Raw genomic sequence first — 25,760 nt, forward strand, 5'->3', positions numbered from 1 at the left:
TTTGATGTCAATAATAGGTATAAACGCGTTTATACTGCTTGCGCTCTCTCAAATTGTGAATTATAAAGATTGGAATAGAAACCATTTGCTTGTAACAACTCTTCATGTTTTCCTTGCTCTATTATATCTCCATCCTTCATAACCAGTATTAAATCTGCATCTTTAATTGTGGACAAACGATGTGCTATTACAAAGCTCGTTCTTCCAGTCATCAAATGATCCATTGCTTTTTGAATTCTTATTTCAGTTCTTGTATCAACGGAACTGGTAGCTTCATCTAAAATTAAAATACTTGGATCTGCTAAAATGGCTCTTGCTATTGTTAAAAGCTGTTTTTGACCTTGTGAAATATTGCTGGTCTCTTCATTTAGAATCATTTGATATCCATCTGGTTGTGTCATGATAAAGTGATGTGCATGTGCTGCTTTAGCTGCTTCTATTACTTCTTCATCTGTAGCATCCAAACGTCCATATCGGATGTTTTCCATAATTGTTCCATTAAACAACCAGGTATCTTGCAATACCATACCAAACATTTTTCTTAACTCACTTCGGTTGAAGTCTCTTAAATCATGACCGTCTACTTTGATAGAACCTGAGTTCACATCATAAAAACGCATCAAAAGCTTAATCATCGTTGTCTTTCCAGCACCAGTTGGTCCAACAATTGCAATTTTTTGTCCTTTTCTCACTTTTGCAGAGAAATTATTAATAATAATTTGATCTTCGTTGTATCCAAATGAAACATTTTCGAATTCTACATTTCCATTTAAATGTTGGATATCAACTGCTTTTTCGGAGAACTGATCTTCCTCCTCTTCTTCTAAAAATTCAAATACTCGTTCACCAGCCGCTGCTGATTGCTGGAACATATTTCCCACTTGCGCAATTTGCTGTATTGGCTGTGTAAAGCTTTTGATATATTGGAAGAACGACTGTATCTGCCCAACTTGAATACTACCTTTAATCGTTAAGTAACCTCCTAAAAGTGCTACCATTACGTATCCTAGATTTCCAATAAACATCATAATCGGCATCATCATGCCAGAGAAAAACTGTGATTTCCATGCTGAATCATACAACTTCTTATTGGTATCTTCAAATATCTGTATGACTGATTCTTCTTTATTAAATACTTTTACAATATTATGTCCAGAAAACACTTCTTCCACTTGACCATTGATTTCTCCCAGATACTTTTGCTGGCTTTGGAAATGCTTTTGAGAGTGCTTCATAATTGTTCCAATTAATAGCATTGAAATAGGCAAGATACATAAAGAAGCCAAAGTCATCCAAACATTAATCCGAATCATCATGATTAAAACACCGATTATTGTGGTGGCTGATGTAATCAACTGAGTCACACTTTGATTTAAGCTTTGTCCTAATGTATCAACGTCATTGGTAACGCGAGATAATACTTCACCATGAGTACGGCTTTCAAAATATTTCAAAGGCATTCGATTTATTTTTTCTGAAATATCTTTTCTAAATGTATAAGTAACATCGTTTGATATACTCGTCATTATAAACCCTTGTATAAAGGAGAAACAGGCACTTAACACATAGAGTCCTATTAACAAAACAAGTATACTTGTAATTTTATCAAAATCAATTCCACCTGTTCTATTAATTTTTTTTACCAAACCTTCAAAAATTTCTGTTGTTGCATTTCCAAGGACCGTTGGTCCAATGATGTTAAACGTAGTTCCTGCTATTGCACAAATTAGCATGAAAAAAAGCTTATATAGATATTTGGGTGCACTCATATACTTTACTAGTTTTTTCATGGAAGCATTAAAATCTTTTGCTTTTTCTCCTGACATATTATGACCCATTCCCATATGTCCACCGCTTTTTGGCTTTTCATTACTCATGATCTAATTCCTCCTTTGAAAGCTGAGACATTGCAATTTGCATATAAACTTCACAAGTCTTTAGAAGTTCTTTGTGCGTTCCCATTCCTACTACTTTACCTTCATCTAACACTATGATTTTGTCTGCATGAAGAATTGTGCTTATTCTTTGTGCCACGATAATTGTAATAGCGTCCTTGGTCTCAGATTTTAATGCTTTTCTAAGAGTTACATCTGTTTTATAATCTAATGCAGAAAAACTATCATCAAAAATAAAAATTTCTGGTTGTTTTGCGATTGCTCTTGCAATTGAAAGACGTTGTTTTTGTCCTCCCGAAACATTCGAACCACCTTGTGCAATTTCAGAATCAAATTTTTCTGGCTTTTCACTAATAAAATCAATTGCCTGTGCAATTGTTGCTGCTTTCTCTACCTTGTCTTTTGACATTTCCTCGCAGCCATAGCGAATATTGGAGTCAATTGTTCCTGAAAATAAAACTCCTTTTTGAGGCACATAGCCGATTTTATCATGTAAATCATGCTGAGTATAATCTTTTACATTGATTCCATTAACTAAAATCTCACCTTTTGTTACATCAAAAAATCTTGGTATTAGATTTACTAAAGTTGATTTTCCACTTCCTGTACTTCCAATGATAGCCGTTGTTTCTCCTTTTTGAGTCACGAAGCTTATATTCGAAAGTACATTTTCCTTAGCATCAGGATATGCAAAGGATACATTTTTAAATTCTAATTTGCTCTCAACATCTTTACTATCTTTTTGGGGATTCTTAGGGTCCTTAATCGAAACATCTGTCTCTAGTACTTCATTAATACGCACTGCTGATACACTCGCTCGTGGAATCATAATAGATACCATTGTAAGCATTAAAAATGACATAATGATCTGCATGGTATACTGTATGAATGCCATTAAGTCACCAACTTGCATCGCACCTTCATCGATTCCATATGCCCCCATATATACGATAAGTATGGTAACTGCATTCATAATCAGCATCATAAGAGGTAACATAAAGGTCATGGTTCGATTAACAAATAGCTGTGTTTTTGTTAATTTTTTATTTGCTTCTTCAAAACGTTCTTCTTCGTGTTTTTGTGTACTAAAAGCTCGTATTACAGGAATACCAGTAAGGATTTCTCGCGTGACCAAATTTAATTTATCAATTAATACTTGAAGTTGTTTAAATTTTGGCATCGCTATTTGCATCAAGATAATCACGACAAGTAAAATAATACCAACTGCCAATGCGATTATCCAAGACATGGAGGTGTTTGTTTTTAAAACTTTTAACACACCACCAATTCCAAGAATTGGGGCATATAACACAATACGAAATACCATAGTCATGAGTAGTTGCACTTGTTGGATATCATTCGTGTTTCTTGTGATTAAAGATGCTGTTGAGAATTTATCCATTTCAATACTTGAATATGAAATGACTTTCTTATAAACATTCTCTCTTAAATCACTACTAAAGGATGCCGCAACTTTACAAGATAAGTAAGTAACTACAATTGCAACAAACATACCTAGAAGTGCAAATCCAAGCATTTTAAGTCCTGCTATCAGAATATAAGACTGCTGAATTTTTTGTATATTTACATCTTGACCTTGATATTCTGCTTTTACAAAAGCAATCGAGGATTGTGAAACTATCGATTCTGGCATTTCATCTATCTTCTCTAACATTACGGACGTAATTGCATCCAATTGTTCTTTTGGAAGCATACTAAGTGCTTCAAATAAATCTACATTTTCTGGTATACCCATTTGATTTTTAATTGCAATACTTTCCTCTCCTTCACCCGAAAGAGTAAGTACAATCAACATCGGTTTCCCAAATACATCATTTAATGTTTCTCTTGTATTTTCATCTATTTTTTTTAATTCGTATAACTCACCATCTAGTTCATAATTTGACTCAACAAAGCTTTTATCCTCTTCACTCATAAATAGATAAAGCTTATTCATTTCTGTTGCTCTGATTTTGTCTAATGTAGCGTCCTTAATACCGCCTTGCTGAATACCAACATTAACTATGTTGGAGGTCAAGCCTGGCAAGGACAAATCACAGTATGCCTGAATAAAAAGCAAAACTACAATCGCAATGATTGATAAATATGATTTTTTTAAATACTTTATTAGTTTTAGCATTTCATTTTCCTTTCTAAGTGCCAAAATGTGTGAAGTAAGCTTATCGCTTCTTCTGATGTGCTGCTTGCTTATGTTCGTGATGATGCTTATGAAATTCTTCCATAACCTCATCCAATTCATTTTGATCCATGGTGTTTCTAATATTTTCTATCAGTTGAATTAATATACGATGTAATAGGCACTTTTCAACTTCAGGTATCCCAGCAAATACGATTTCATCTAATTCTTTTGATTTAACCTTAACTTCCTCCAATACCTTTTTGCCTTCTTCGGTGATAAACACGCGAGATATTCTCTTATCACTTTCGTCAACTTCTCTTGTTAGCCAACCTGTTTTTTCCATACGCTTTATTGATACGGCTACTGTTGGAGGTTTTATTTTTAATTTTTTTGCTAAGTCCTTTTGACTAAGTCCTGACTCATTACTTACCAGTTCAAGCAATGCTTCTTGTCCTGGATATATACCATTATCAGCCACGACTTTATATTTTTTTACAAAATAGACTTTTGCAAGTTCCAAAAATAACTCTTTTGTTGATTTACTTTCGTATCCCATCTGATTCAATCTTTCCACCTCCATATTAATTAGTCGACTAACCGATATTATATGCTTATTTTGATTGTCTTGCAACTGTTTTAACAATTTCTTCACAAATTTTATGCATTATACTAGAATAAGTCGTATGCTTTTATATGATTTTGTTCTTTTTAGATAGTCATCTAACTAATTTTTACTTCGTACTCTTTATCTTAATATCGCAAAAAGGGAACCAAACTTCTAAGAGTATGATTCCCTTTTTATAATACTTTATTAGATTATCAAAATTTACATCATGGATTTGGCCTAACAAACTTAGGATCATATCCGTTTTTTCTTAGCGCTTCTACGATTTGTTCTTTGTGCTCGTGACCAAAAGCTTCTAATGTAATGCAAAGTTCAACCGCTGCGCTTCGATTGATACTAACAAACTGATTGTGCTCTAATTTGATTACATTTCCTTGTTGCTTTGCTATAATATCGGCTACTCTTACCAATTCACCTGGCTTATCAGGCAATAACACAGATACTGTAAAAATTCTATCTCGTTGGATCAAGCCGTGCTGTACAATAGATGACATGGTTATTACGTCCATATTTCCGCCACTTAAAATCGATACAATCTTTTTCCCTTTTACGTCCAAATGCTTTAGTGCTGCAACGGTTAGAAGTCCTGAATTTTCTACTATCATTTTATGATTTTCAACCATATCAAGGAAAGCTACAATTAGCTCTTCATCTTCAATCGTAATGATTTCATCAATATTTTTTTGGACATAAGAAAAGATCTTACTACCAGGGGTCTTTACTGCTGTACCATCTGCTATTGTGCTTACATTTGGAAGAGTTGTTACTTTTTTATTCTTTATTGAAACTTGCATGCAATTTGCATTTGCTGGCTCTACTCCAATTACTTTTATTTTAGGATTCAATAATTTGGCAAGTGTAGATACTCCAGTCGCAAGTCCTCCGCCACCAATTGGCACAAGTATATAATCTACAGTAGGTAATTCTTTTACAATTTCCATTGCAATCGTGCCTTGTCCTGCTGCCACATCCAAATCATCAAATGGATGGATAAAAGTATAGCCATATTCTTCTGCTAATTGATAGGCATGGTTACAAGCCTCATCATAAACATTTCCATATAGCACTGTCTCAGCACCATAACTCTTTGTGCGATTTACTTTCATGAGTGGTGTTGTAGTAGGCATTACAATCGTCGCCTTTACCCCAAATAATTTTGCAGCATAAGCAACCCCTTGTGCATGATTGCCTGCGGATGCCGTAATCAGTCCTTTTGCTCTTTCCTCTTCTGATAAAGTACTGATTTTATAATATGCTCCGCGTACTTTATAAGCACCTGTAAACTGCATGTTCTCTGGTTTTAGATATACTTTATTGCCTGTTTGTTCACTCAGATACTCACTATAAACTAATTTTGTTTCTAGTATGACCTGATTTACTCTTTCGGTAGCTTCTTCAAATTTTTCTAACGTTAACATTACTCTTCATCTTCTTTCTCATCTTGTTTCACATCAAATAAAGCATTTACGAAGTCATTTGCATTAAATTTCTGTAAATCGTCTATTGTTTCACCTACACCAATATATTTTACCGGAATTCCAAGTTCAGAATGAATTGCAATTGCAATTCCCCCTTTTGCTGTTCCGTCTAATTTGGTCAAAATAATTCCAGTAATGTCAGCAACCTCTTTAAACTGCTTTGCCTGCGCTAAAGCATTTTGTCCTGTTGTTCCATCCAAAACGACCAACGTTTCTCGATATGCATCTGGGTATTCTCTTTCTAATACTCGATTTATCTTTTTTAATTCTTCCATAAGATTCTTTTTATTATGAAGTCTTCCAGCCGTGTCACATAATAACACGTCTGCATTTCGAGCTTTTGCGGCAGCTACTGCATCATATACAACCGCTGCTGGATCTGCGCCTTCTTGACCCCCAATAATATCTACACCTGCTCGATTGGCCCAAGTAGTAAGTTGTTCTCCAGCCGCGGCACGAAAGGTATCTGCTGCTGCTAATACAACTTTCTTGCCTTGATCTTTTAACTTGCCTGCAAGTTTACCAACGCTTGTGGTTTTTCCAACTCCATTTACGCCAATGACTAACACGACTGATTTTTGATTTTCAAACTCATATGCCATTTCGCCTACATCCATTTGCTCTTTGATACTCTCAATCAGTAACTCTTTGCATGCAGAAGGTTCTTTTATTTTATTTTCTTTTACTTTTTCTTTTAAATCTTCAATAATGGAAGTGGTAGCATTGATTCCCAAATCTCCCATAATAAGTATTTCTTCTATTTCCTCATAGAAGTCCTCATCAATACTGGAAAATCCACTAAAGATAGAATCAATTCCAGAAACAATATTATCTCTTGTTTTGGTTAGACCAGCAACTAGCCTTCCAAAAAAGCCTTTTTTTTCGCCCATATTTACCTCCATCTACCTATCTAAATCATCTTCTATTAAGTTAACAGATACTAAAGTTGACACACCTTTTTCCTGCATGGTAATTCCATACAATCGGTCGGCTGACGCCATCGTTCCACGCCTATGTGTTATGATAATAAATTGGGTATTTTTTGTCAACTTATGTAAATATCTTGCAAATCGCGATACATTCGAGTCATCAAGCGCGGCTTCTATTTCATCTAATAGACAAAATGGTGATGGCTTTAAATTCTGAATGGCAAAAAGAAGCGCGATTGCTGTGAGTGCTTTTTCCCCACCTGATAATTGCATCATATTTTGTAACTTCTTACCTGGTGGCTGTGATATAATACGAACCCCTGCTTCCAGAATATCTTCTTCCTCAATCAACTCAATCGTTCCTTTACCGCCTCCAAAAAGCTCTTTGAACGCTTTGTCAAATTCAACACGTATTAATTCAAATTTTTCTTTGAATTGTTTTCTCATACCACTATCTAATTCTTCAATAATTTTAAGCAAAGTCTCTTCTGACTCAACCAAATCATCTCTTTGTTCCTTTAAAAACTGATGACGCTCAAAAAGGTTCTTATAATCTTCTATGGCATTTACATTGACATCACCAAGCTTTCGAATTTCTTCTTTCAAACTATGAATCATCTTCTTTAAATCTGTTTGATTGTCGAATGCTTCATTTTTCATTTGTAAAGCCATACTATATGTAATCTCATATTCATTCCACATATAATTGATTTGGTTTTCGCTTGTTTCGTCTAATTTTTCTTTTTGATTTGTTAAACGAAATACTTCTTTATCAAGCAGATTAATACGTTCTGATAATTCTTCTCTTTTTGCAAAAAATCCTTTGTGATTTAACGTAAGTTCTTCTTTCTTTGCCATGAAAAGCTTTAGTTTTTCTTGACATTCCTGATACTCTTGCTCTGTTTCATTTGCTTTATTTTGTAGTAACTCTATTTCTTTTTCTTTTTGTAAAATTTCATCTTTGGAAGAGATGATCGTTTGATCTAATTGCGTCAATTCTGAATTTAATTTATTTAATTCTTGATTGATACGTCTTATATTATCTAAGATAAATTCATTTTTTTGAGTTAAATTAGCAAACTCTAAATTAATTTCGGAGGACTTTTTAGAAAACTGAATTTCTTTTGCTCTTTCTTCTTCTAATAACTTGCTGGAATGAGCAATTAACTCTTCAAACTCTTTCTCTTTTATCTCTGATTCATTTAGCTCAATTTGAATCTTTTCTTTTCCTTCCGATATACTTTTAAGCTGTTGCTCAATTTCAAGGCTTTCCTTCTTTATCTCTTCAAATAGTAAGATGCTATTGCTTTTCTTTTCGTTTGCTTGATTTACATTCATCTTAGCAGTATTTTGAAGTAAATATTGTTCTTGCAATTCTTTGGATAAACGTTCAATCTCCTCGTAGTAAAAAATGCGCTTTGTCTTCTTTTCATCAATTTGATGTTGTACCAGTTCAATTTCTTTTCGAAGACCTTCGATATCTTCCTTTAATTCATCAATTTCACGTCTTCTTCCCAAAAGATTACTTGTATTTTTGAATGCCCCTCCAGACATAGAACCACCTGGACTAAGTTGTTCTCCTTCTAAAGTTACAATTCTAAGTGAATATTGAAACTTTCTTGCAAGGAGAATAGCATTTTCGATGGTGTTAACTACAATGGTTCTTCCAAGTAAATATTTGGACAAACCTTGATACTTTTCTTTTGTTGAAACCAAATTACAAGCAAGTTGGATTACACCTTTTTCTTTTAGCACATGTTCTTGGGTAAAGGTATTTTTATTACCGATACTAGTAAGTGGGAGAAATGTTGCTCTACCGAATTTATTGCTCTTTAGATATTCAATCAATTGTTTTGCAGTATCTTCATCTTCTGTAACAACATTTTGAATACTTCCTCCAAGTGCTGTTTCAATTGCAATCTCATACTCTTTTTCAACTTTAATGATATCAGCTACAACTCCAATAATTCCTTTTACTGTATCTTTTCTTTCCATAATACGACGTATGCTGTTTCCATATCCATCGTATTTCTCTGTAATATTGATGAGAGAATCAAGTCTTGATGTTTGTCTATGGTAGGCAGATGAAATCTCTGTCTTTTTCTCATTCAAAGCAGTCAATTCCTCTTGAATGGTCTTTACCATATCTTGATTCTTTTTTCCTTCCTCCTGCTTTTTTAGAATGGAAGTTGAAATCTTATCAAGTTCTTTGTTGTACAAAATCAACAGCTCATCTTGCTCAGATTCTTCACTTTTTATCTTTAATAATTTTTGACTAAGCTCCGCTTTTTGCAACGTAATTTGTTCTAACATCGTATCAAAACGTTGCATTTTTCCTTTTGTCGAAGCTCTTTCGTTTAAAATCTCAAAAATTTCATTCTTACTTTCATCTATCTTTTGATTTAAGCTTGCTATTTTACTCTGAATCTCTAACATTACATTTGCCGCATTCGTTTGCAAATCATCCATTTCATCAAGCTGCTTATTTATCTCTTCTTTCGTTTGGCTAAATTCATTTTTTTGCTCGGTCTTAGATTGAATCTCAAAACGTATTGCATTGACTCTTTCTTGCAAATGCTCCTGACTTTGTTTTTGGGAGTGAATCTGTTCCTTCAACACATTCATTTTACCTTCGATATCCCTGCTTAGAATACCTGATTCGTTTTGTCTGTTTCGATATTCATCAATTTTTTGATTTAACTCTTCAATTTCATTTTCCAGTTTTTCATATTCAATTTTCGTATTTTCAAAGTTTTCTTTTGTAGATTCTAAATCTTTTTCTGCAATCGAAAGTTTACTATCCAGTTCTTTTAATTGTTCCTCTATTCTTTTAGCATCCATTAAAAACAGATTTACATCAAGAACCTTTAGTTCTTCTTTTTTCTTTAAATATGTTCTCGCTGTCTCAGATTGCTTTTGTAAAGGTCCAAGTTGTTTTTCAAGCTCTGTGAGAATATCAGATACACGCAACAAGTTCTGTTTTTCATCTTCTAATTTCTTTTGCGCAGTCGCTTTTCGTCTTTTATATTTTACGATTCCAGCTGCTTCATCGAATAGTTCTCTTCTTTCTTCTGGCTTTCCACTTAGTATTTTATCAATTTGACCTTGTCCAATGATCGAATAACCTTCTTTTCCAATACCAGTATCATAAAACAACTCTTGAACATCCTTTAATCTACTACTGGTTCCATTAATTAGATACTCACTTTCACCAGAACGATAGACACGTCTAGCAACTGTAACTTCTTCAAAGTCAATTGCTAGCTTACGATCTGAATTGTCCAATGTAATTGCAACATATGCAAAACCAAGTGGCTTCCTATTTTCAGTCCCCGAGAAAATGACATCTTGCATATTAGAGCCTCTAAGCTGCTTGGCACTTTGTTCTCCAAGAACCCAACGAACCGCATCACCGACATTGCTTTTTCCACTTCCATTGGGTCCTACGATACCTGTAATTCCATTATGAAATTCAAATACAATTTTATTTGCAAAGGATTTAAACCCCTGAACTTCTATGCTTTTTAAATACATATATCTCTCCCGCTAAGATTTTCTTAGTTTTACAATCGCACTATAGGCAGCTTCTTGCTCGGCTGCTTTCTTTGTTCTGCCAACACCGTGACCTACTATTTCATCACCAATCTTAGCCTCCACAATAAATTTCTTATTATGATCTGGTCCCTCTTCTTTAATCAATTGATAAACCAATTCTTCTTTATAATCACTTTGTACGATTTCTTGCAGGATAGTCTTGCTATCATAAAAGAGCTGTTTATGCTCAATATCCGATAAAATAAATTTATCGATAAACTCTTTTGCATTAGCAAAACCACCATCTAAATAAATGGCACCAATCAATGCTTCCATGGCATCCGAAACAATAGAATTTCTATCTCTTCCTCCTGTCAAATCTTCTCCTTTACCAAGTAGTAAATATTTTCCAAGTTCTATTTCTCTTGTACAAAATGCCAATGTCTGCTCGCATACAATGCTTGCTCTTATCTTTGTCAAATCTCCTTCAGGCAACTTTGGATATTGGGAATATAAAAAATCACTTGTAACTAGTTCTAAAACTGCATCTCCTAAAAACTCCAAACGTTCATTGCTTGTCAATCTGTTAAGACGATGCTCATTCGAAAAAGAACTATGAGTCATTGCCTGACGTAATAAATTAGAATCTTTAAATTGATATCCAATTGTACTTTCTAAGTCTTCTAATAATACTTTTTTTCCCATTATGACACCTCCTTATAATTTAAGTTGCAGCTTAACTGCAACTTTAAAACAATAATACTATTATTTTAACAACACAAAAGCCCTATAAGCAAGGGCTTTTGTTTACAAAATTTAAAACAATCAAATCAATTAGCTGTTTAAATTTTTAATTTGCTCAATTACATCTCCTACAGACACAATATTTTCCGCATCTTCATTGGAAATTTCAATATCAAATTCTTCTTCTATTCCCATAATAATTTGAAAAATATCTAGAGAATCGGCACCTAAATCATCAACAAATGTTGTCTCCATTGTAATTTCATCTGCATCAACATTTAACACCTCAGCAATAATTTTTTGTAATTTTTCAAATTCCATCTCTTTCAATCCTTTCTATTACTCATCCTTCATAATAATATTTGCTTTGATTTTTTCATTAATCTTTTGATTTTTAAAAGTTACACATTGAATAATCGAATTCGTAACTTCTTTGGCTTTCGAACTTCCATGTGTTTTAACAACAAGTCCGTTAAGTCCTAAAAGTGGTGCTCCGCCATATTCGCTGGCATCAAAGGACTTAAGCGTCTCTTTTAGAGCTGGCTTAACAAGTAAAGCTCCTATCTTACTTCTTAGTGTTGACATCATACCACCTTTAATTTTGCTAATTAAAGTTGCACCAACACCTTCATATAATTTAAGAATAACATTTCCAACAAATGCTTCACAAACTATGACATCTGCATATCCACTTGGAATGTCCCTGGCTTCTATACTTCCAATAAAGTTTATATCATTGCATTCTTTTAAAAGCGGAAATGTTTCCTTAACAAGCATATTTCCTTTTTCTTCTTCTGCACCTATGTTAACAATCGCTACCTTTGGATTCTTAATGCCTAGTGCATTTTCCATATAAATAGAACCCATTTTCGCAAACTGTACTAAATGAGATGCTCTTGCATCAACATTGGCACCACAATCAACTAATAACGAAACACCCTTAGCGGTAGGAATCAATGGAGCTAGTGGCGGTCTCTCAATACCTTTTATTCTTCCAACTATAACTTGACCTCCAACAAGAATAGCACCTGAGCTACCTGCGGACACAAGAGCATCTGCCTCTTGATTCTTAACCATATTCATTGCTTTTACTAAAGACGAATCTTTTTTCCTTCTTATTGCCATAACCGGTGGTTCTTCAGTTGCAATTACTTCTGTAGTATGCATTATCTCAAGCTGTTCTTTATTATATTCATACTTCTTAAGTTCTGTCTTTATTTCTTCTTCTTTTCCTATAAGAAATACTTTTATATTGCTCATCTTGTTTATTGCATCAATTGCACCTTTGATAATTTCTCCCGGGGCATTGTCTCCGCCCATAGCATCTACTGCCACTTTTACTATCTCTTGCATATGAGTCAATTTCCTCCTTGAATACCTATTAATCAATATACTAGATATCACTCTATAAATCAATATATATTTTACTAATTTATTTTAGATTCTTTCCCATTTAGTTTTACGTAGAAAAAACAGGTCTGCATATACTATTGTTACTGCAAACCTGTCATTTTTATTTCTGTAGATGTTACTGTAATTTGGTACTATGTCCTTTTTTATATGCCTCAAGCCTTTGCTTCATTACTTTTTCATACCCTGCATTCATATATTTTTGAGTCAGTTCGGTGTATAAAGCATCAAATTCTTCTATTTTACACATGGTTAACTTATCACGGTATTCTTTGTAGAGTTCCTGTAATACTCCGCTGTATTCTGTCTCTGCTTCGATTGGTTCTGAAAAAATAATATCCAGACAACTATAACCTTGTTTGATTAATTCTTCATTTTTGTAAAAATTATCAATAATATTTTGTGTAAAATCTTGTGGAAGTCCTTTTGGTGAGGTTGCTTTGATCATATCTTTAACTGTACCTGCATTTCTTGTTTCAATCGTTATACACCAATAATCCTTATTATTGTTGTAGCCTTGTTTGTATTCACCAGAATAATCACCAACACTTACAGGAAGTCCGCTAGAAGCATCCATTGTATAATTTTCTCCTTCCACTCCCCATTGCATCGTAAAAAGAGTGTCTTTTTGTGTCATCCATTCCATATACATCCAGCCTGCCTTTAATTCGTCTACTGTTGCACTGGAGGAAAAACCAATAATCATACCAAAAGGATTATTGGATCGATAAGCAGGAACAGTCCCGCCTTCTTCATCAACTATGCCAACAGGTACTACCGAAAGCTCTGCATTTGGGTTTTGCTCATAAAAAGAATTTAACCAATCCATATTGGCAGAGATATAATTTCCATAGGAATAAATATCTCCATTGATGAATGATGCCTTATTTGTTTCTTCATCCGTAATATAATATTCTGGATTGGTAAATCCTAAGTTATAATCTTCATTTGCTCTCTTTAATAATTTATAATTTGCCTTAGAACCAAGAGCAGGAATGTTTACATCTCCAATCTGTGCCCATTCTTCTTCATTTTGCGGAAATGTTCTATATCCATAATTTTGATCCGAGCCCACTCCTGTTATCATAGCTCCTCCAGCTGGATTCTTTGCTATTCCTGCCTCTTGCATCTTGGTCATAGCATCAATATATTCTGCTCGTGTTTGAGGAACATGATCGTAACCAACCTGTTTTAGCCAATCCATACGTACAAAAGTCTGGAATGTATATCCATTGTTATAATATGGCCGCTCTGCCAATGCAAAATAAGTCTCGCCATTCATAATGGTATATGGAAGCTGTTTATTCTCATCCATTTTGTTATAATAGGTGGGAGCGACTTTTGCAAAATCATTCATATTAAACGTAGTTAAATAACCTTCATCTGCCCATTGAGCAACTTTGGGATAATCATACTCCATTAGAATAGTAGGCAGCTCGCTAGAAGCGGCCAACAATGCATAATCTGTCATAACATCCGTTCGGGTGATTGGTACATATTTAACTGTAATATTGTACTTGTCTCCAAAATTTTCTTGTACCCATTTAGTCCAATAGTTATCATTAACCGTAGGTACTCCTTCCACTCCTCTGTCATATACAGGGATTTTTATGGTAACATTTTCATCAAACGCCTTCCAACTATCCATCCCTGTTTTATCTGCTTTTGTACCTGTGATGTCAGATACATTGTCAGTATTTGCCACCGCTGTATTTCCCGTCTGTTCATTGGTCGGATCCTTTGTATTGCCACACCCTGCCAAAGTAGTGGCTACCATACTTGCAATCAAGCAAAGCGTAGCTATTTTGTTTTTTCTCACATTCAATTCCTCCTTTACCTTCTCTATATAAACCCATATCACAGCCAGATAGCGGACACAGAATTTATATCGCTTAGTTATTTGGTCCATTCCCTCTTAGCCTTTGATTGCACCAACCATAACCCCTTTTACAAAATATTTCTGTAAGAAAGGATAAACACAAATAATTGGAATGGTAACGAACATAATTGCCGCCGCCTGTAATACCTCTGGTGTACTAGTTACAGCCGCCGCTTCTGACAATGTTTGTGTCTGTGCTTCTGTTGCAGATGCGACCATTTGATAAAGCTTATATTGAATCAGTTTCAATGTTTCTGTTTTTATGTAAAACTTATTATCCGCATAAGAATTCCATCGGCCTACTGCATAAAATAAAGATAGTGTAGCAAGAATCGGCTTTGACAAAGGTAATACGACCCGAATCAATATCGCAAAATTGCTAGCTCCATCTAAAAAGGCAGATTCCTCCAGACTATCAGGTATGCTTGACTGGAAATATGTCTTCATGATAAGCATATTGTAAGGCGAATAAATCAATGGTAATATTAATACCCAAACGGTATCAAGCATTTTCAGATTCTTTAAAAGTAAATAAGAAGGAATCAATCCTGCACTAAAATACATAGGAAACATTAGTAGAAATGTAAAAAGGTTTCTGCCCCATAATCTTTTTTTTGATAATGGATAAGCAGCACATATACAGCAAATCATACCCAGCATAGTAAAAAGAAAAGTTACAACCACACTATAAATCATGGAATAGATCATGGAACCGTCCTTAAAAATAGAAAGATATGCATCAAAATTTATCTCTTTAGGAAATAAATATACTTGCTTTGCCAATACAGAAGAATTGGATGAGATTGATTTTGCTGCTAGATGTAAAAAGGGAAGAATGCAGGTCGCACATAGTATAACCAAAACCAACATCATGATCCCATCACCAATTCTAAATCTTATAATTGCACGGCTGTCATCAGATACTACCTCGTCCCCTTGAATTACCCGAATACTTTTTACACTCATTATACTTTCCTCCTAAATCAATCCTTCTTCACCTAACTTCTTTGCCACCCTGTCTGCCGCCAATACCAGTCCAAGACCTACCAGCGCCTGAAATAGTCCGACCGCCGTTGACTGGCTGAATTTACCCCCTCCAAGACCTTTTTCATATATGTAGACTGCTAATTGATATTGAAAATCTCTTACCTGCGTGTTGCCAAATACATCAAGTCGTTCGAAGTTACTTCCCATGATACGTCCCAAATTCATAATCAGCAATGTTACTACCGTTCCTTTTATCCCTGGAAGTGTAATATGCCATATTCTTTTCCATCTTCCAGCACCATCAATCATGGACGCCTCATACAAATCTTTGCTGACACTTGATATTGCAGCCAGATAAATAATGGTCCCCCATCCCATACCTGCCCATACACCTATAAAAAGATAGGTCACTGCCCAGTGCCATTTTTCAGTCAAAAAGGGAATCCCTTGTGTAACAAGCCCTATGTTGGTCATAACCATATTTACCAAGCCGGTACTGGGCCGAAACATGGTGTATGCAACACTTCCTATAATAACCCACGATAGAAAATGGGGCAGATATAATATTGTTTGCGTTACTTTCTTAAAACGCTTAAAACGAAGCTCATTTAACATCAAAGCTAATAGGATTGGAACAGGAAAACTCACAATTAAATCAAGAATATTAAACGTAAGAGAATTACGAAGTGCTCGAAGAAAATCTCCATCACAAAATATTTTTTGAAAAATTTTTAAACCTACCCATTCGCTACCTTCATACCCTCTTGCTGGTTTATAATCCATAAAAACCATCTTAAGCCCTGGATAAGCCGCATAATTAAAGATAATTACCATTAATACTGGAAACAGTAGCATTAGATATAATTGCCAGTCTCTTTTCAATCGTTTTTTTAATTCAACTTTATTTCTGCCCATAATGTGAATCCTCCTTTGATATCTGCGCTTCTTAATCATTTCTAATTTTTACGACTCTACATCCATCCATTTAATTCCATTATTGCCGACTTTGAAGATATTGTTTCAGATTGAAGATATGTATTCCTCCAAACTCTTGGTGATACGCCAATGAATTTGATAAAGCAACGGTTAAAGCTTGAAACTGAGCGAAACCCTACCTGCTCTGATATACTTATTATGGTATCTCCTGTACTTCGTAACAGCTTACAGGCCTCGTTTATCCTTGTGCTATTTAAAAACTCCAATGGAGCCACCCCAATAATAGAATGAAAGGTTCTTCTAAAATGACTTACACTTAGATGGCAATTATCTGCCAAATCCTCAATATTGATTGGATGCATGTAATTTTTGTAAATGAAGTCTATCGCATTGGCGATAATTACAATTCTTTCATCTCTGATAGCGATCCTCTTTGTTTGTTGCCTTTTAGCATCATGAATTCTCATAAATTCAATATAAAGAGAAAGCATAAGACCTTTTACACTGGTCTGATAATCAATTCTTTGATTCTTTAATTCATTTACTATACTATTTGCCAAAAACCAAACTTGGGGAAATTCTTCCCGATTCATGATATAGCGGTGATTTTCACAAAATGATAAAGGGCCTTCAAAACTTTCAACAAACTCCTTAAACATATCTCTAAAAAGCTCCTCTGGATCCACAAAAATGTATTCCCAAAGGCTTTCTTCACCTGGTGAGCTATACGTAGTGTGGGGAATGTATCTTGGAATACAAGTAACGTCACCTTCCCGAAATGATTTCGAAACCCCCTCAACATCAATCGTCCCGCTTTTTTGAAGACAAATTCCTATTTCAAGACAATTGTGAAAATGCAGATTAGAGCTTTTGATTTCGGAAATTCTCCACCTCTCACCAGTTAACAGCAAAACAGGAAAACTCAGCGCCAGATTATAATGTCGATATTCAACAACCGGCCTCTTTTTCCTTGGCATAAGCATCTTCCTTTCTGTCATAACTACAATCTTTGAAATCTAAAATTGAAATCGTACAAATCCGCTTTATCTTTTGAAATTATTTTGGTTATTTCTAATAAATATTGTTTTTATATTATTAAATTATTATACATTTTACTAAAATTTTCTACTCCTTCTCATTACAAAACTATGCAAAAACGACTTATTATACAAGATTTAAAAAATATAGTTTAATTTCAATCAAAAAAACGGATGGTAAAGTCACTTTACCATCCGCATAAAAAAATGATCTCGATTACTATCAAGATCATCTTTATCTCATTATAAATTAGTCAACTGTAATGATTTCTTTTTTGTTGTAAGAACCACAAGCCTTGCAAACTCTATGAGGCATCATTAATTCGCCGCATTTGCTGCATTTTACTAAGTTTGGAGCACTCATTTTCCAATTAGCTCTTCTTTTATCTCTTCTGGATTTGGAAGATTTATTCTTTGGGCAGATAGACATGGTCACACCTCCTTATTATCAATAAGTTACAAATAGTTTACTGATTATTTCTATGTCAATCATTTTGAACTATTGCTTAAAATTATTAAATATATCACGGATAGCTGCCATTCTAGGATCAAGTACTGTTCTATCACAATCACATTCTCCTTGATTAAGATTCTTGCCGCAGTGATTGCATATACCTTTACAATCATCACTACATAGACTCTTCATAGGCCAATTAAGTAGAATCTCTCCGTAAATTAGTTTATCTACGTCAAGCTCATATCCCATAATATAATTTGTTTCATCCAGCTCATTTATCCTATCTTCATCTATCAACGCCAGATCTACATCTTTCGTAATATCAATATCAAACTTAGTCTCTACAGGTTCTAAACATCTATCGCATGGGATAGATATCGTTATATACGCCTTTGCTTCAATCGTAATGTTCTTCTTACTCGTATGAGTAATCAGTAACTCAACATCACTCTTGTTAACAATGGGAAATGATCCTAATTTCGAATCAAAACTTGCCATCTCCAAAGGAGTCTTTATCTGCATGACTTTATTATCATAGGCTAAAACGTCTGTTAATTTAATTAGCATAATAGTCTCCTATACACACTTGTATTATTATACCTACCTTATGCCGCTTTGTCAACATATTTTGTTAAATTCAGCCATATACAGTAAAATTAAAATCAATTCTATTAATTCAAAAATCGTTTTAATCTACTGTATATGGCGTTGTGTCAGCGAAGCACTTTCAAGCTGGTATCTGTAACTTATTTTGTTACTAAAGCTAAAGTCTCTCTTGCAATTGCAAGCTCTTCGTTTGTAGGGATAAGCAATGCTTTTACTTTTGAATCTTGTGTTGAAACATATGCTTCTTTTCCTCTTACATTTGTTGAAGCTTCATCGTATTCTAATCCTAAATAGCCAAGGTATTTACAAATATCTTTTCTTACCAAACCATCATTTTCACCTACACCTGCTGTAAACGCAATTACATCTACACCATTCATAGCTGCTGCATAACTACCAACTATTTTAGCAACTTGATAGCAAAATGCTTCTCTTGCTAATTTTGCTTTATCGTTACCTTCTGCTGCTGCATTTTCAAGATCTCTAAAATCACTAGACACTCCTGAAAGTCCATAAACACCAGATTCTTTGTTTAATATATTCATAATGCCATCGATATCAAGATTTTCTTTCTTTGCAATAAATTCCATAATAGCTGGATCAATGCTTCCAGAACGTGTTCCCATCATTACTCCTTCTAAAGGTGTAAGACCCATAGAAGTATCAACTGATTTTCCACCATTAACGGCACAGATACTAGAACCATTTCCTAAATGACACACTATTGTTTTTAATGATTCAAGTGGTTTTCCTAAAATTTCTGCTGCTTTTTTTGATACAAAGCTATGGCTTGTACCGTGGAAACCATATTTTCTAACTTTGAATTCTTCGTAATATCTGTAAGGAAGTCCATAAATGTAAGCTTCTTTTGGCATTGTCTGATGAAATGCCGTATCAAATACTCCAACCATAGGAGTGTTTGGCATTAAGGCTTTACATGCATTTACACCTATAATATTTGCTGGGTTATGAAGAGGTGCTAAGTCGTTACATTCTTCTACTGCTTTCATCATATCATCCGTGATAATAGCAGAGCTTGCGAATTTCTCTCCACCATGAACAAGTCTGTGACCAACTGCTCCAACTTCATCAAGGCTCTTGATTACACCTGTTTTTTCATTCATTAATGCATCTAAAACCATCTGAATTGCTTCTTTATGTGTTGGCATAGCCGCATCTGTGGTCTCTTTTGCACCATCCGCAGGTTGATAAACCAATCTTCCATCAATTCCGATTCTCTCGCAAAGACCTTTTGCTAAAACTGACTCTGTCTCTGAGTGAATCAACTGAAACTTAAGTGATGAACTACCACAATTTATTACTAATATATTCATTATAAACTTCCTCCTAAAATAGAACTAATTAATTCGCTTGTGCCTGTACTGCTGTAATCGCTACTACTCCAACAATGTCATCTGCATTACATCCTCTTGATAAATCATTTACTGGTTTTGCAATACCTTGTGTTACTGGTCCGTATGCTTCTGCTTTTGCCAATCTTTGTACTAATTTGTATCCGATATTTCCAGCATCTAAGTCAGGAAATACTAATACATTTGCATGGCCTGCCACTTTACTATCTGGAGCTTTTGATTCACCAACACTTGGAACAATTGCTGCATCTAACTGTAACTCGCCGTCGATTTCAATATCTGGATATTGTTCTTTTGCAATTCTAGTTGCTTCTACCACTTTGTCAACGTCTGCATGTTTTGCACTACCTTTTGTTGAATGAGAAAGCATAGCTACAATTGGTTCTTCCTGAACTAATAATTTAAATGATTCCGCAGAGGAAGCTGCAATCGCTGCTAATTTCTCAGGATCTGGATTCTGCTCTAATCCAGCATCACTAAAGATAAAGGTTCCATTTGAACCAAATTCGCAATTTGGAACTACCATTAAGAAAAATGCTGAAACTAATTTTGTACCTGGTTTTGTTTTAAGAATCTGTAAACATGGTCTTAAGGTATCAGCGGTTGAATGGCATGCACCTGAAACCATTCCATCTGCATCTCCCATTTTAACCATCATTACACCATAATATAAGTAGTTAGTAAGCAAAATTTCTTTGGCCTGTTCTTGTGTCATTCCTTTACTTTGTCTTAATTCTACTAACTTATCAATATATGATTTTGTCTTCTCGCTGGTTGCAGGATCCACAATCGTTGCCCCTGTAATATCTAATCCCTTGCTTCCTTCTGTAACTGCTGCTTCGCTACCAACTAAAATGACATTTGCAATACCTTCTTTTAAAATAGTTGCAACTGCCTCATAGGTTCTACGATCTTCAGTTTCTGGCAAAACAATAGTCTTCTTATCTGCTTTTGCACGTGCTTTAATTGTGTCAATAAATCCCATTATGGTATGACTCCTTTCATGTGTAACTTGTTATTATTACCTCTTTCATGAGGTTATTTATGATATCCAGTAAAAAAGCATAACCCACTCAAATAATAGAACCCCTTCTATCTATTATCATGAATTATGACTTGTTCACATTTAACTTGATTATACTACTAATGTTTATTGTATACAAGAAGTATTTTATTTTGAACATTTAATTAAATTTTTAACAAACTATTTTCGTTCGATTACACTATTGTAGTTTACTCCAAAAGAGCATTTTTTACACAAATATTGTATGATATCTTTTCTAGTAACTAACCCGATAAATACTTCCTGATCATCAATAACGGGTATAAAGTTCTGATATAAAGACATGTCAATCAAGTCTTCAATGTTTGCATCTATATTAACAGGCCTGTTATTCACTCTTCTTTTTATCTCTAGAACTGAAATATGCTCCAAATCGCTTAACTTATCCATTTTATTGGTAAGTGCCCACAAAAAATCACCTTCCGTCACAGTGCCTATGTATTTACCATCTCGATCAATCATTGGGATTGCTGTATACCTGTAATGCTTCATCTTCTCCAAAGCTTGTCTTACAGAAAAATCACTATATATGTATGCAGTGTCGCTTTTTGGTATCAAAAAAAATAATATGTTCATTTACAATTCCTTTCTTTATCTAGTGAATTAATCTTATACTATTATACAACTTATTTCATTACAACAACATACTTTACATATATTTTTTTATTGTGTTATAGTAATTTATAAGTATTTCCTATTATAAAAAGTAAGAAAGGAAAGATAATGCGATGAACATTGTCGGTTTAATAACGGAATATAATCCATTTCATAATGGACATTTACATCATATAAACTTAGCTAAAAAATTAACAAACGCTGACTATGTCGTAGTAGTTATGAGTGGCAATTTCTTGCAAAGAGGAACTCCTGCTATTATTGATAAATATAAGCGAACTGAAATGGCTTTAAAATGTGGTGCAGATTTGGTAATTGAGTTACCAAGTGTTTTTGCAACAGCAAGCGCTGAGTCCTTTGCTTTGGGTGCCGTATCCCTATTACATCAGATGGGCTGTATAAACTCTTTATGCTTTGGAAGTGAATGCGGGGAAATAAAACAATTAGAAGATATTGCAGAGATTTTAACACACGAACCAAAGGAGTTTAAACAATCCTTAAAACATTTTTTAAAAGAAGGATATGTCTTTCCAGTTGCTAGAAAGATGGCTTTGCTTCAGTACATGAAAAAAGACTTTACTTCTCAAACTGAGTTAGATACCATTTTATCAGAACCAAATAACATTCTTGCGATTGAATATATCAAAGCAATTAAAAGACTAAACAGTCCTATCAAACCAGTTACAATCAAACGTATTGTATCTGGATATCATGATACGCAGTTACATGATACAATTTGCTCTGCTTCTGCCATTCGTTCTTCCTTAAAGTTAAATGGCATGGATTGTTTTAAAAATCAAATTCCTCCAAGTGTCTATCATATCTTAGCAAAAGAATATAAAATCACTTTTCCAATTGAAATGAATGATTTTTCTTCTTTATTAAAATACAAGCTTTTATTAGCACAAGATAAGCCTTATTCCGAATATCTTGATGTATCAGAGGCTTTAGCAAATGCTATTAGGAATCATTTAAGTGATTTCATCAATGCAGAGAGTTTTATGGAGCTTTTAAAAAACAAGCAATATACATTAACAAGAATAAACCGAAGTTTGATTCACATACTGTTAAATATAGAAACTGATGTAGCAAAAGAATATGCAGATAATGGCTATGCACAATACATTCGAATACTTGGCTTTCAGAAAACATCCCATGCATTATTATCAACCATAAAAAAGAACGCGACAATTCCAATCATAAGTAAATTAGCTAACTATAAAAAGATATTAAACCCACTTGGCATCTTGATGCTTGAGCAAGACATCTTTTCCACCGAAGTCTATCAAAGTGTTGTAACACATAAATTTAATCGTCCCCCTATGAATGAGTTTAAACAAAAACTAATTCTACTTTAAATTCAATCGTCATACAACAAAAGAACGTCTAATGTGGTGAGTTAGACGTTCTTTTAATTTTAATATTATGATTCTTAATTTTTAAAACTATGAATTGGTGCAGGAATTCTACCTTTTCGATTAACGAACGCATCACAGGAATATTGATTCACTGGCATAATTGGAGCATATCCAAATAGTCCGCCAAATTCAACCGTCTCTCCAACATCTTTTCCAACAACTGGAATAATTCTTACAGCTGTTGTTTTTTGATTTATCATTCCAATTGCCATTTCATCTGCTATGATTCCAGAAATCGTCGTCGCTTTTGTATTTCCTGGAATTGCAATCATATCTAATCCAACAGAGCATACACAAGTCATAGCTTCTAATTTTTCTAACGTCAAAGCCCCTGCCTGAACTGCATCTATCATTCCCTGGTCTTCGCTGACTGGAATAAATGCACCACTTAAACCGCCAACATAAGAGGATGCCATTACGCCACCTTTTTTTACCTGATCATTTAACAGTGCAAGTGCTGCCGTGGTTCCTGGTGCTCCAGCGTATTCCAAACCGATTTCACAAAGGATATCCGCAACACTGTCACCAATTGCAGGAGTTGGTGCTAACGATAAGTCAACGATTCCAAATGGAATATTTAAGCGTTTAGAAGCTTCCTGTGCCACTAATTGACCTACTCTTGTTACCTTAAATGCAGTCTTTTTAATGGTTTCACATAGTACTTCAAAATTCTCACCACGTACCTTTGATAACGCTGTCTTTACAACACCTGGACCGCTTACTCCTACGTTGATAATTGCATCGGATTCTGTAACACCATGAAATGCTCCCGCCATAAAAGGATTATCATCTGGTGCATTACAAAACACCACTAATTTCATACAAGAAACAGAATCAATATCCTTGGTTAACTGCGCTGTCTCAATTATGATTTCACCCATTAGTCGAACCGCATCCATATTAATACCAGTCTTTGTAGAGCCTAGATTGACAGAACTACATACCCTCTGTGTTGTTGCTAATGCCTTAGGAATGGAACGAATCAGTAACTCATCAGCCTTCGTTGTTCCCTTTGATACCAATGCAGAGTAACCACCTAGCAAGTTTACTCCCACTTCAACTGCTGCTTTATCAAGTGTTTTTGCAATAGTCACAAAATCGTCTGGCGTTTTACAAGCCGCAGCACCAATTAATGCAATTGGTGTAACAGAAATTCTTTTATTTACAACTGGGATTCCAAACTCTTTTTCAATCTCATTACCAACTTTAACTAAATCTTTTGCTGTTGTGGTTATTTTTTCATAAATCTTTGCATTTAATTGATTCAAATCCGAATCAATACAATCTAGCAAACTGATTCCAAGTGTTATCGTTCGTACGTCTAGATTTTCCTGCTCTATCATTTTATTGGTCTCATTGACCTCAAATATATTAATCATGCTTTTAGTCCTTTCCATTCATAAACATTTCCATTTGATTCTTATTTCGCAAATGATAACTTTTAACTAGGCAAACGGTTATTAAATTCTGTGCATTTTATTAAAAATATCTTCGAGTTGACAAGTAATCTTTACTCCAATGTCTTCTCCAATTTTATCAAGTTCCATCGCCATGTCTGAAAAAGGCTTTGCTGATTTATTTGCATCTACTATCATCATCATGTTAAAGTAATCTTGTACAATAGTTTGTGAAATATCCAAAATATTAATATTGTTTTCTGCTAAATAAGTACAAACTTTTGCGATAATACCAACGGTATCTTTTCCAACGACTGTTATAATTGTTTTTTTCATGTTAATCTCCTCTTATTCACTTACTAGCTTTATATCAATCACATGCTTGTGATAGGTATCATTATGCAATATTTTTTGAATTTATACAATATGTTATATCGTAATTAATTCAGAAATACAATCTCTCTTTGCCACGGTAATATAAAAATCATCTGGGTTATAGGCTGCTTCTCCCATGGAAATCTCTAATCTTACAGTTTCATAAGCAAGCTCTTCATAATTGTTTTCTTGGCTTAAATGCCCTAACACCACAGCCTTTAGCTTATCACTTATTAGCTTGCAAAGTAATCTTCCAGAAAGTTCGTTGGATAAATGTCCCCTATCCCCCAATATCCTCTGCTTCAAATAATATGGATATGAACCAACCTGAAGCATATTGATATCGTGATTGGCTTCTAATAATAATACATCTAAATCCTTTAAGTTGTCTATAGTATAATCATCATATTTTCCTAAATCGGTCGCAATGGCTATTGATTTATCTTCTCGACTAATTCGATAGGCTACCGGTTGTGCCGCATCATGAGAAACTGAAAAAGGATGAACCGTAAGTTCATTTATCATAAATTCTGTATCTTCTTGTATTTCTTGAAACAAATCATCTGGAATTGCTCCTACTGATTTACTTTTTTTAATCTCATATATCGTACCTTTGGTTGCATAAATTGGAATTCCATATCGCCTTGCAAGAACCCCTAGTCCGCTGATATGGTCTGAATGTTCATGGGTAATAAGAATTCCGTTCATATCAGCTGTTTTTAGTCCAATTTGGTTTAGACCATTTTCTATTCTTTTTCCACTTATTCCTGTATCTATTATCAAGTGAGTGTTATCTGCTCCAACATAAATGCAGTTTCCACTACTTCCACTTGTTATACTACATAATCTCATTTTATCCTCC

The 25,760-nt window shown here is 34.3% G+C and carries 22 protein-coding genes; 1 reads left to right on the forward strand and 21 read right to left on the reverse strand.

Annotation, left to right across the window (positions count from 1 at the left end):
* Window positions 1-29: 29 nt before the first annotated feature.
* The 18 genes from F7O84_RS05905 to F7O84_RS05990 all read right to left on the reverse strand — a co-directional run bounded on the left by F7O84_RS05905 (window position 30) and on the right by F7O84_RS05990 (window position 21,669).
* Window positions 30-1,877: an ABC transporter ATP-binding protein gene (locus F7O84_RS05905; RefSeq protein ID WP_151142950.1), complete on the reverse strand. Its 1,848-nt coding sequence runs from the start codon at window positions 1,875-1,877 to the stop codon at window positions 30-32.
* On the reverse strand, window positions 1,870-4,035 hold the full coding sequence (locus F7O84_RS05910) for an ABC transporter ATP-binding protein (protein ID WP_151142953.1): 2,166 nt from the start codon (window positions 4,033-4,035) through the stop codon (window positions 1,870-1,872). The genes F7O84_RS05905 and F7O84_RS05910 overlap by 8 nt, the downstream gene beginning before the upstream one ends.
* A gap of 40 nt (window positions 4,036-4,075) precedes the next feature.
* Window positions 4,076-4,687, reverse strand: a complete 612-nt coding sequence (locus tag F7O84_RS05915) for a MarR family winged helix-turn-helix transcriptional regulator (protein WP_151142955.1) — start codon at window positions 4,685-4,687, stop codon at window positions 4,076-4,078.
* A 179-nt stretch (window positions 4,688-4,866) separates the two neighbouring features.
* A complete protein-coding gene (gene ilvA / locus F7O84_RS05920) occupies window positions 4,867-6,078 on the reverse strand; it encodes a threonine ammonia-lyase (protein ID WP_151142957.1) in 1,212 nt (403 codons plus the stop codon).
* Window positions 6,078-7,028 carry a signal recognition particle-docking protein FtsY gene (ftsY, locus tag F7O84_RS05925; protein WP_151142960.1) on the reverse strand — a complete coding sequence of 317 codons (951 nt, stop codon included), beginning with the start codon at window positions 7,026-7,028 and terminating at the stop codon, window positions 6,078-6,080. The genes ilvA and ftsY overlap by 1 nt, the downstream gene beginning before the upstream one ends.
* Window positions 7,029-7,040: 12 nt before the next feature.
* The gene (gene smc, locus F7O84_RS05930) at window positions 7,041-10,601 is read right to left on the reverse strand and encodes a chromosome segregation protein SMC (protein WP_151142962.1); all 3,561 of its coding nucleotides are present in this window, start codon (window positions 10,599-10,601) and stop codon (window positions 7,041-7,043) included.
* A gap of 12 nt (window positions 10,602-10,613) precedes the next feature.
* Window positions 10,614-11,306 (reverse strand): ribonuclease III, encoded by a 693-nt coding sequence (rnc, locus tag F7O84_RS05935; RefSeq protein ID WP_151142965.1) that lies wholly within the window; start codon window positions 11,304-11,306, stop codon window positions 10,614-10,616.
* 129 nt (window positions 11,307-11,435) lie between these two features.
* A complete protein-coding gene (acpP, locus tag F7O84_RS05940; RefSeq protein ID WP_151142967.1) occupies window positions 11,436-11,666 on the reverse strand; it encodes an acyl carrier protein in 231 nt (76 codons plus the stop codon).
* An 18-nt stretch (window positions 11,667-11,684) separates the two neighbouring features.
* Complete coding sequence (gene plsX, locus F7O84_RS05945) at window positions 11,685-12,698, reverse strand: phosphate acyltransferase PlsX (protein WP_192451672.1); 1,014 nt, start codon at window positions 12,696-12,698, stop codon at window positions 11,685-11,687.
* Window positions 12,699-12,873: 175 nt separating this feature from the next.
* Window positions 12,874-14,574 carry an extracellular solute-binding protein gene (locus tag F7O84_RS05950; protein WP_151142970.1) on the reverse strand — a complete coding sequence of 567 codons (1,701 nt, stop codon included), beginning with the start codon at window positions 14,572-14,574 and terminating at the stop codon, window positions 12,874-12,876.
* A gap of 96 nt (window positions 14,575-14,670) precedes the next feature.
* A complete protein-coding gene (locus tag F7O84_RS05955; RefSeq protein ID WP_151142972.1) occupies window positions 14,671-15,600 on the reverse strand; it encodes a carbohydrate ABC transporter permease in 930 nt (309 codons plus the stop codon).
* A 12-nt stretch (window positions 15,601-15,612) separates the two neighbouring features.
* A complete protein-coding gene (locus F7O84_RS05960; RefSeq protein WP_151142975.1) occupies window positions 15,613-16,536 on the reverse strand; it encodes an ABC transporter permease in 924 nt (307 codons plus the stop codon).
* A 56-nt stretch (window positions 16,537-16,592) separates the two neighbouring features.
* The gene (locus F7O84_RS05965) at window positions 16,593-17,534 is read right to left on the reverse strand and encodes an AraC family transcriptional regulator (RefSeq protein WP_151142977.1); all 942 of its coding nucleotides are present in this window, start codon (window positions 17,532-17,534) and stop codon (window positions 16,593-16,595) included.
* Window positions 17,535-17,844: 310 nt separating this feature from the next.
* Window positions 17,845-18,024 carry a 50S ribosomal protein L32 gene (rpmF, locus tag F7O84_RS05970; protein ID WP_151142980.1) on the reverse strand — a complete coding sequence of 60 codons (180 nt, stop codon included), beginning with the start codon at window positions 18,022-18,024 and terminating at the stop codon, window positions 17,845-17,847.
* A gap of 69 nt (window positions 18,025-18,093) precedes the next feature.
* Window positions 18,094-18,618, reverse strand: coding sequence for a YceD family protein (locus tag F7O84_RS05975; protein WP_151142982.1), 525 nt, complete (start codon window positions 18,616-18,618; stop codon window positions 18,094-18,096).
* A 179-nt stretch (window positions 18,619-18,797) separates the two neighbouring features.
* Window positions 18,798-19,991, reverse strand: a complete 1,194-nt coding sequence (locus F7O84_RS05980) for an acetate kinase (protein WP_151142985.1) — start codon at window positions 19,989-19,991, stop codon at window positions 18,798-18,800.
* Between the two features lie 28 nt (window positions 19,992-20,019).
* Complete coding sequence (gene pta, locus F7O84_RS05985; protein WP_151142988.1) at window positions 20,020-21,015, reverse strand: phosphate acetyltransferase; 996 nt, start codon at window positions 21,013-21,015, stop codon at window positions 20,020-20,022.
* A gap of 219 nt (window positions 21,016-21,234) precedes the next feature.
* Entirely contained in the window at window positions 21,235-21,669 is a 435-nt protein-coding gene (locus F7O84_RS05990; protein WP_151142990.1) for a CBS domain-containing protein, read from the reverse strand.
* Between the two features lie 152 nt (window positions 21,670-21,821).
* On the opposite strand from F7O84_RS05990, the gene F7O84_RS05995 reads away from it, so the two are divergent.
* On the forward strand, window positions 21,822-23,066 hold the full coding sequence (locus F7O84_RS05995; protein WP_151142993.1) for a nucleotidyltransferase: 1,245 nt from the start codon (window positions 21,822-21,824) through the stop codon (window positions 23,064-23,066).
* Window positions 23,067-23,140: 74 nt separating this feature from the next.
* On the opposite strand, the gene F7O84_RS06000 is transcribed toward F7O84_RS05995, so the two are convergent.
* The 3 genes from F7O84_RS06000 to F7O84_RS06010 form a co-directional block, all read right to left on the reverse strand.
* Window positions 23,141-24,505, reverse strand: coding sequence for a PFL family protein (locus tag F7O84_RS06000; protein ID WP_151143734.1), 1,365 nt, complete (start codon window positions 24,503-24,505; stop codon window positions 23,141-23,143).
* 81 nt (window positions 24,506-24,586) lie between these two features.
* On the reverse strand, window positions 24,587-24,859 hold the full coding sequence (locus F7O84_RS06005) for an ACT domain-containing protein (protein WP_151142995.1): 273 nt from the start codon (window positions 24,857-24,859) through the stop codon (window positions 24,587-24,589).
* 93 nt (window positions 24,860-24,952) lie between these two features.
* Entirely contained in the window at window positions 24,953-25,750 is a 798-nt protein-coding gene (locus F7O84_RS06010; protein ID WP_151142998.1) for an MBL fold metallo-hydrolase, read from the reverse strand.
* Window positions 25,751-25,760 lie beyond the last annotated feature (10 nt).

Source organism: Candidatus Galacturonatibacter soehngenii (assembly GCF_008830185.1).
Classification (GTDB): Bacteria; Bacillota; Clostridia; order Lachnospirales; family Lachnospiraceae; genus Lachnotalea; species Lachnotalea soehngenii.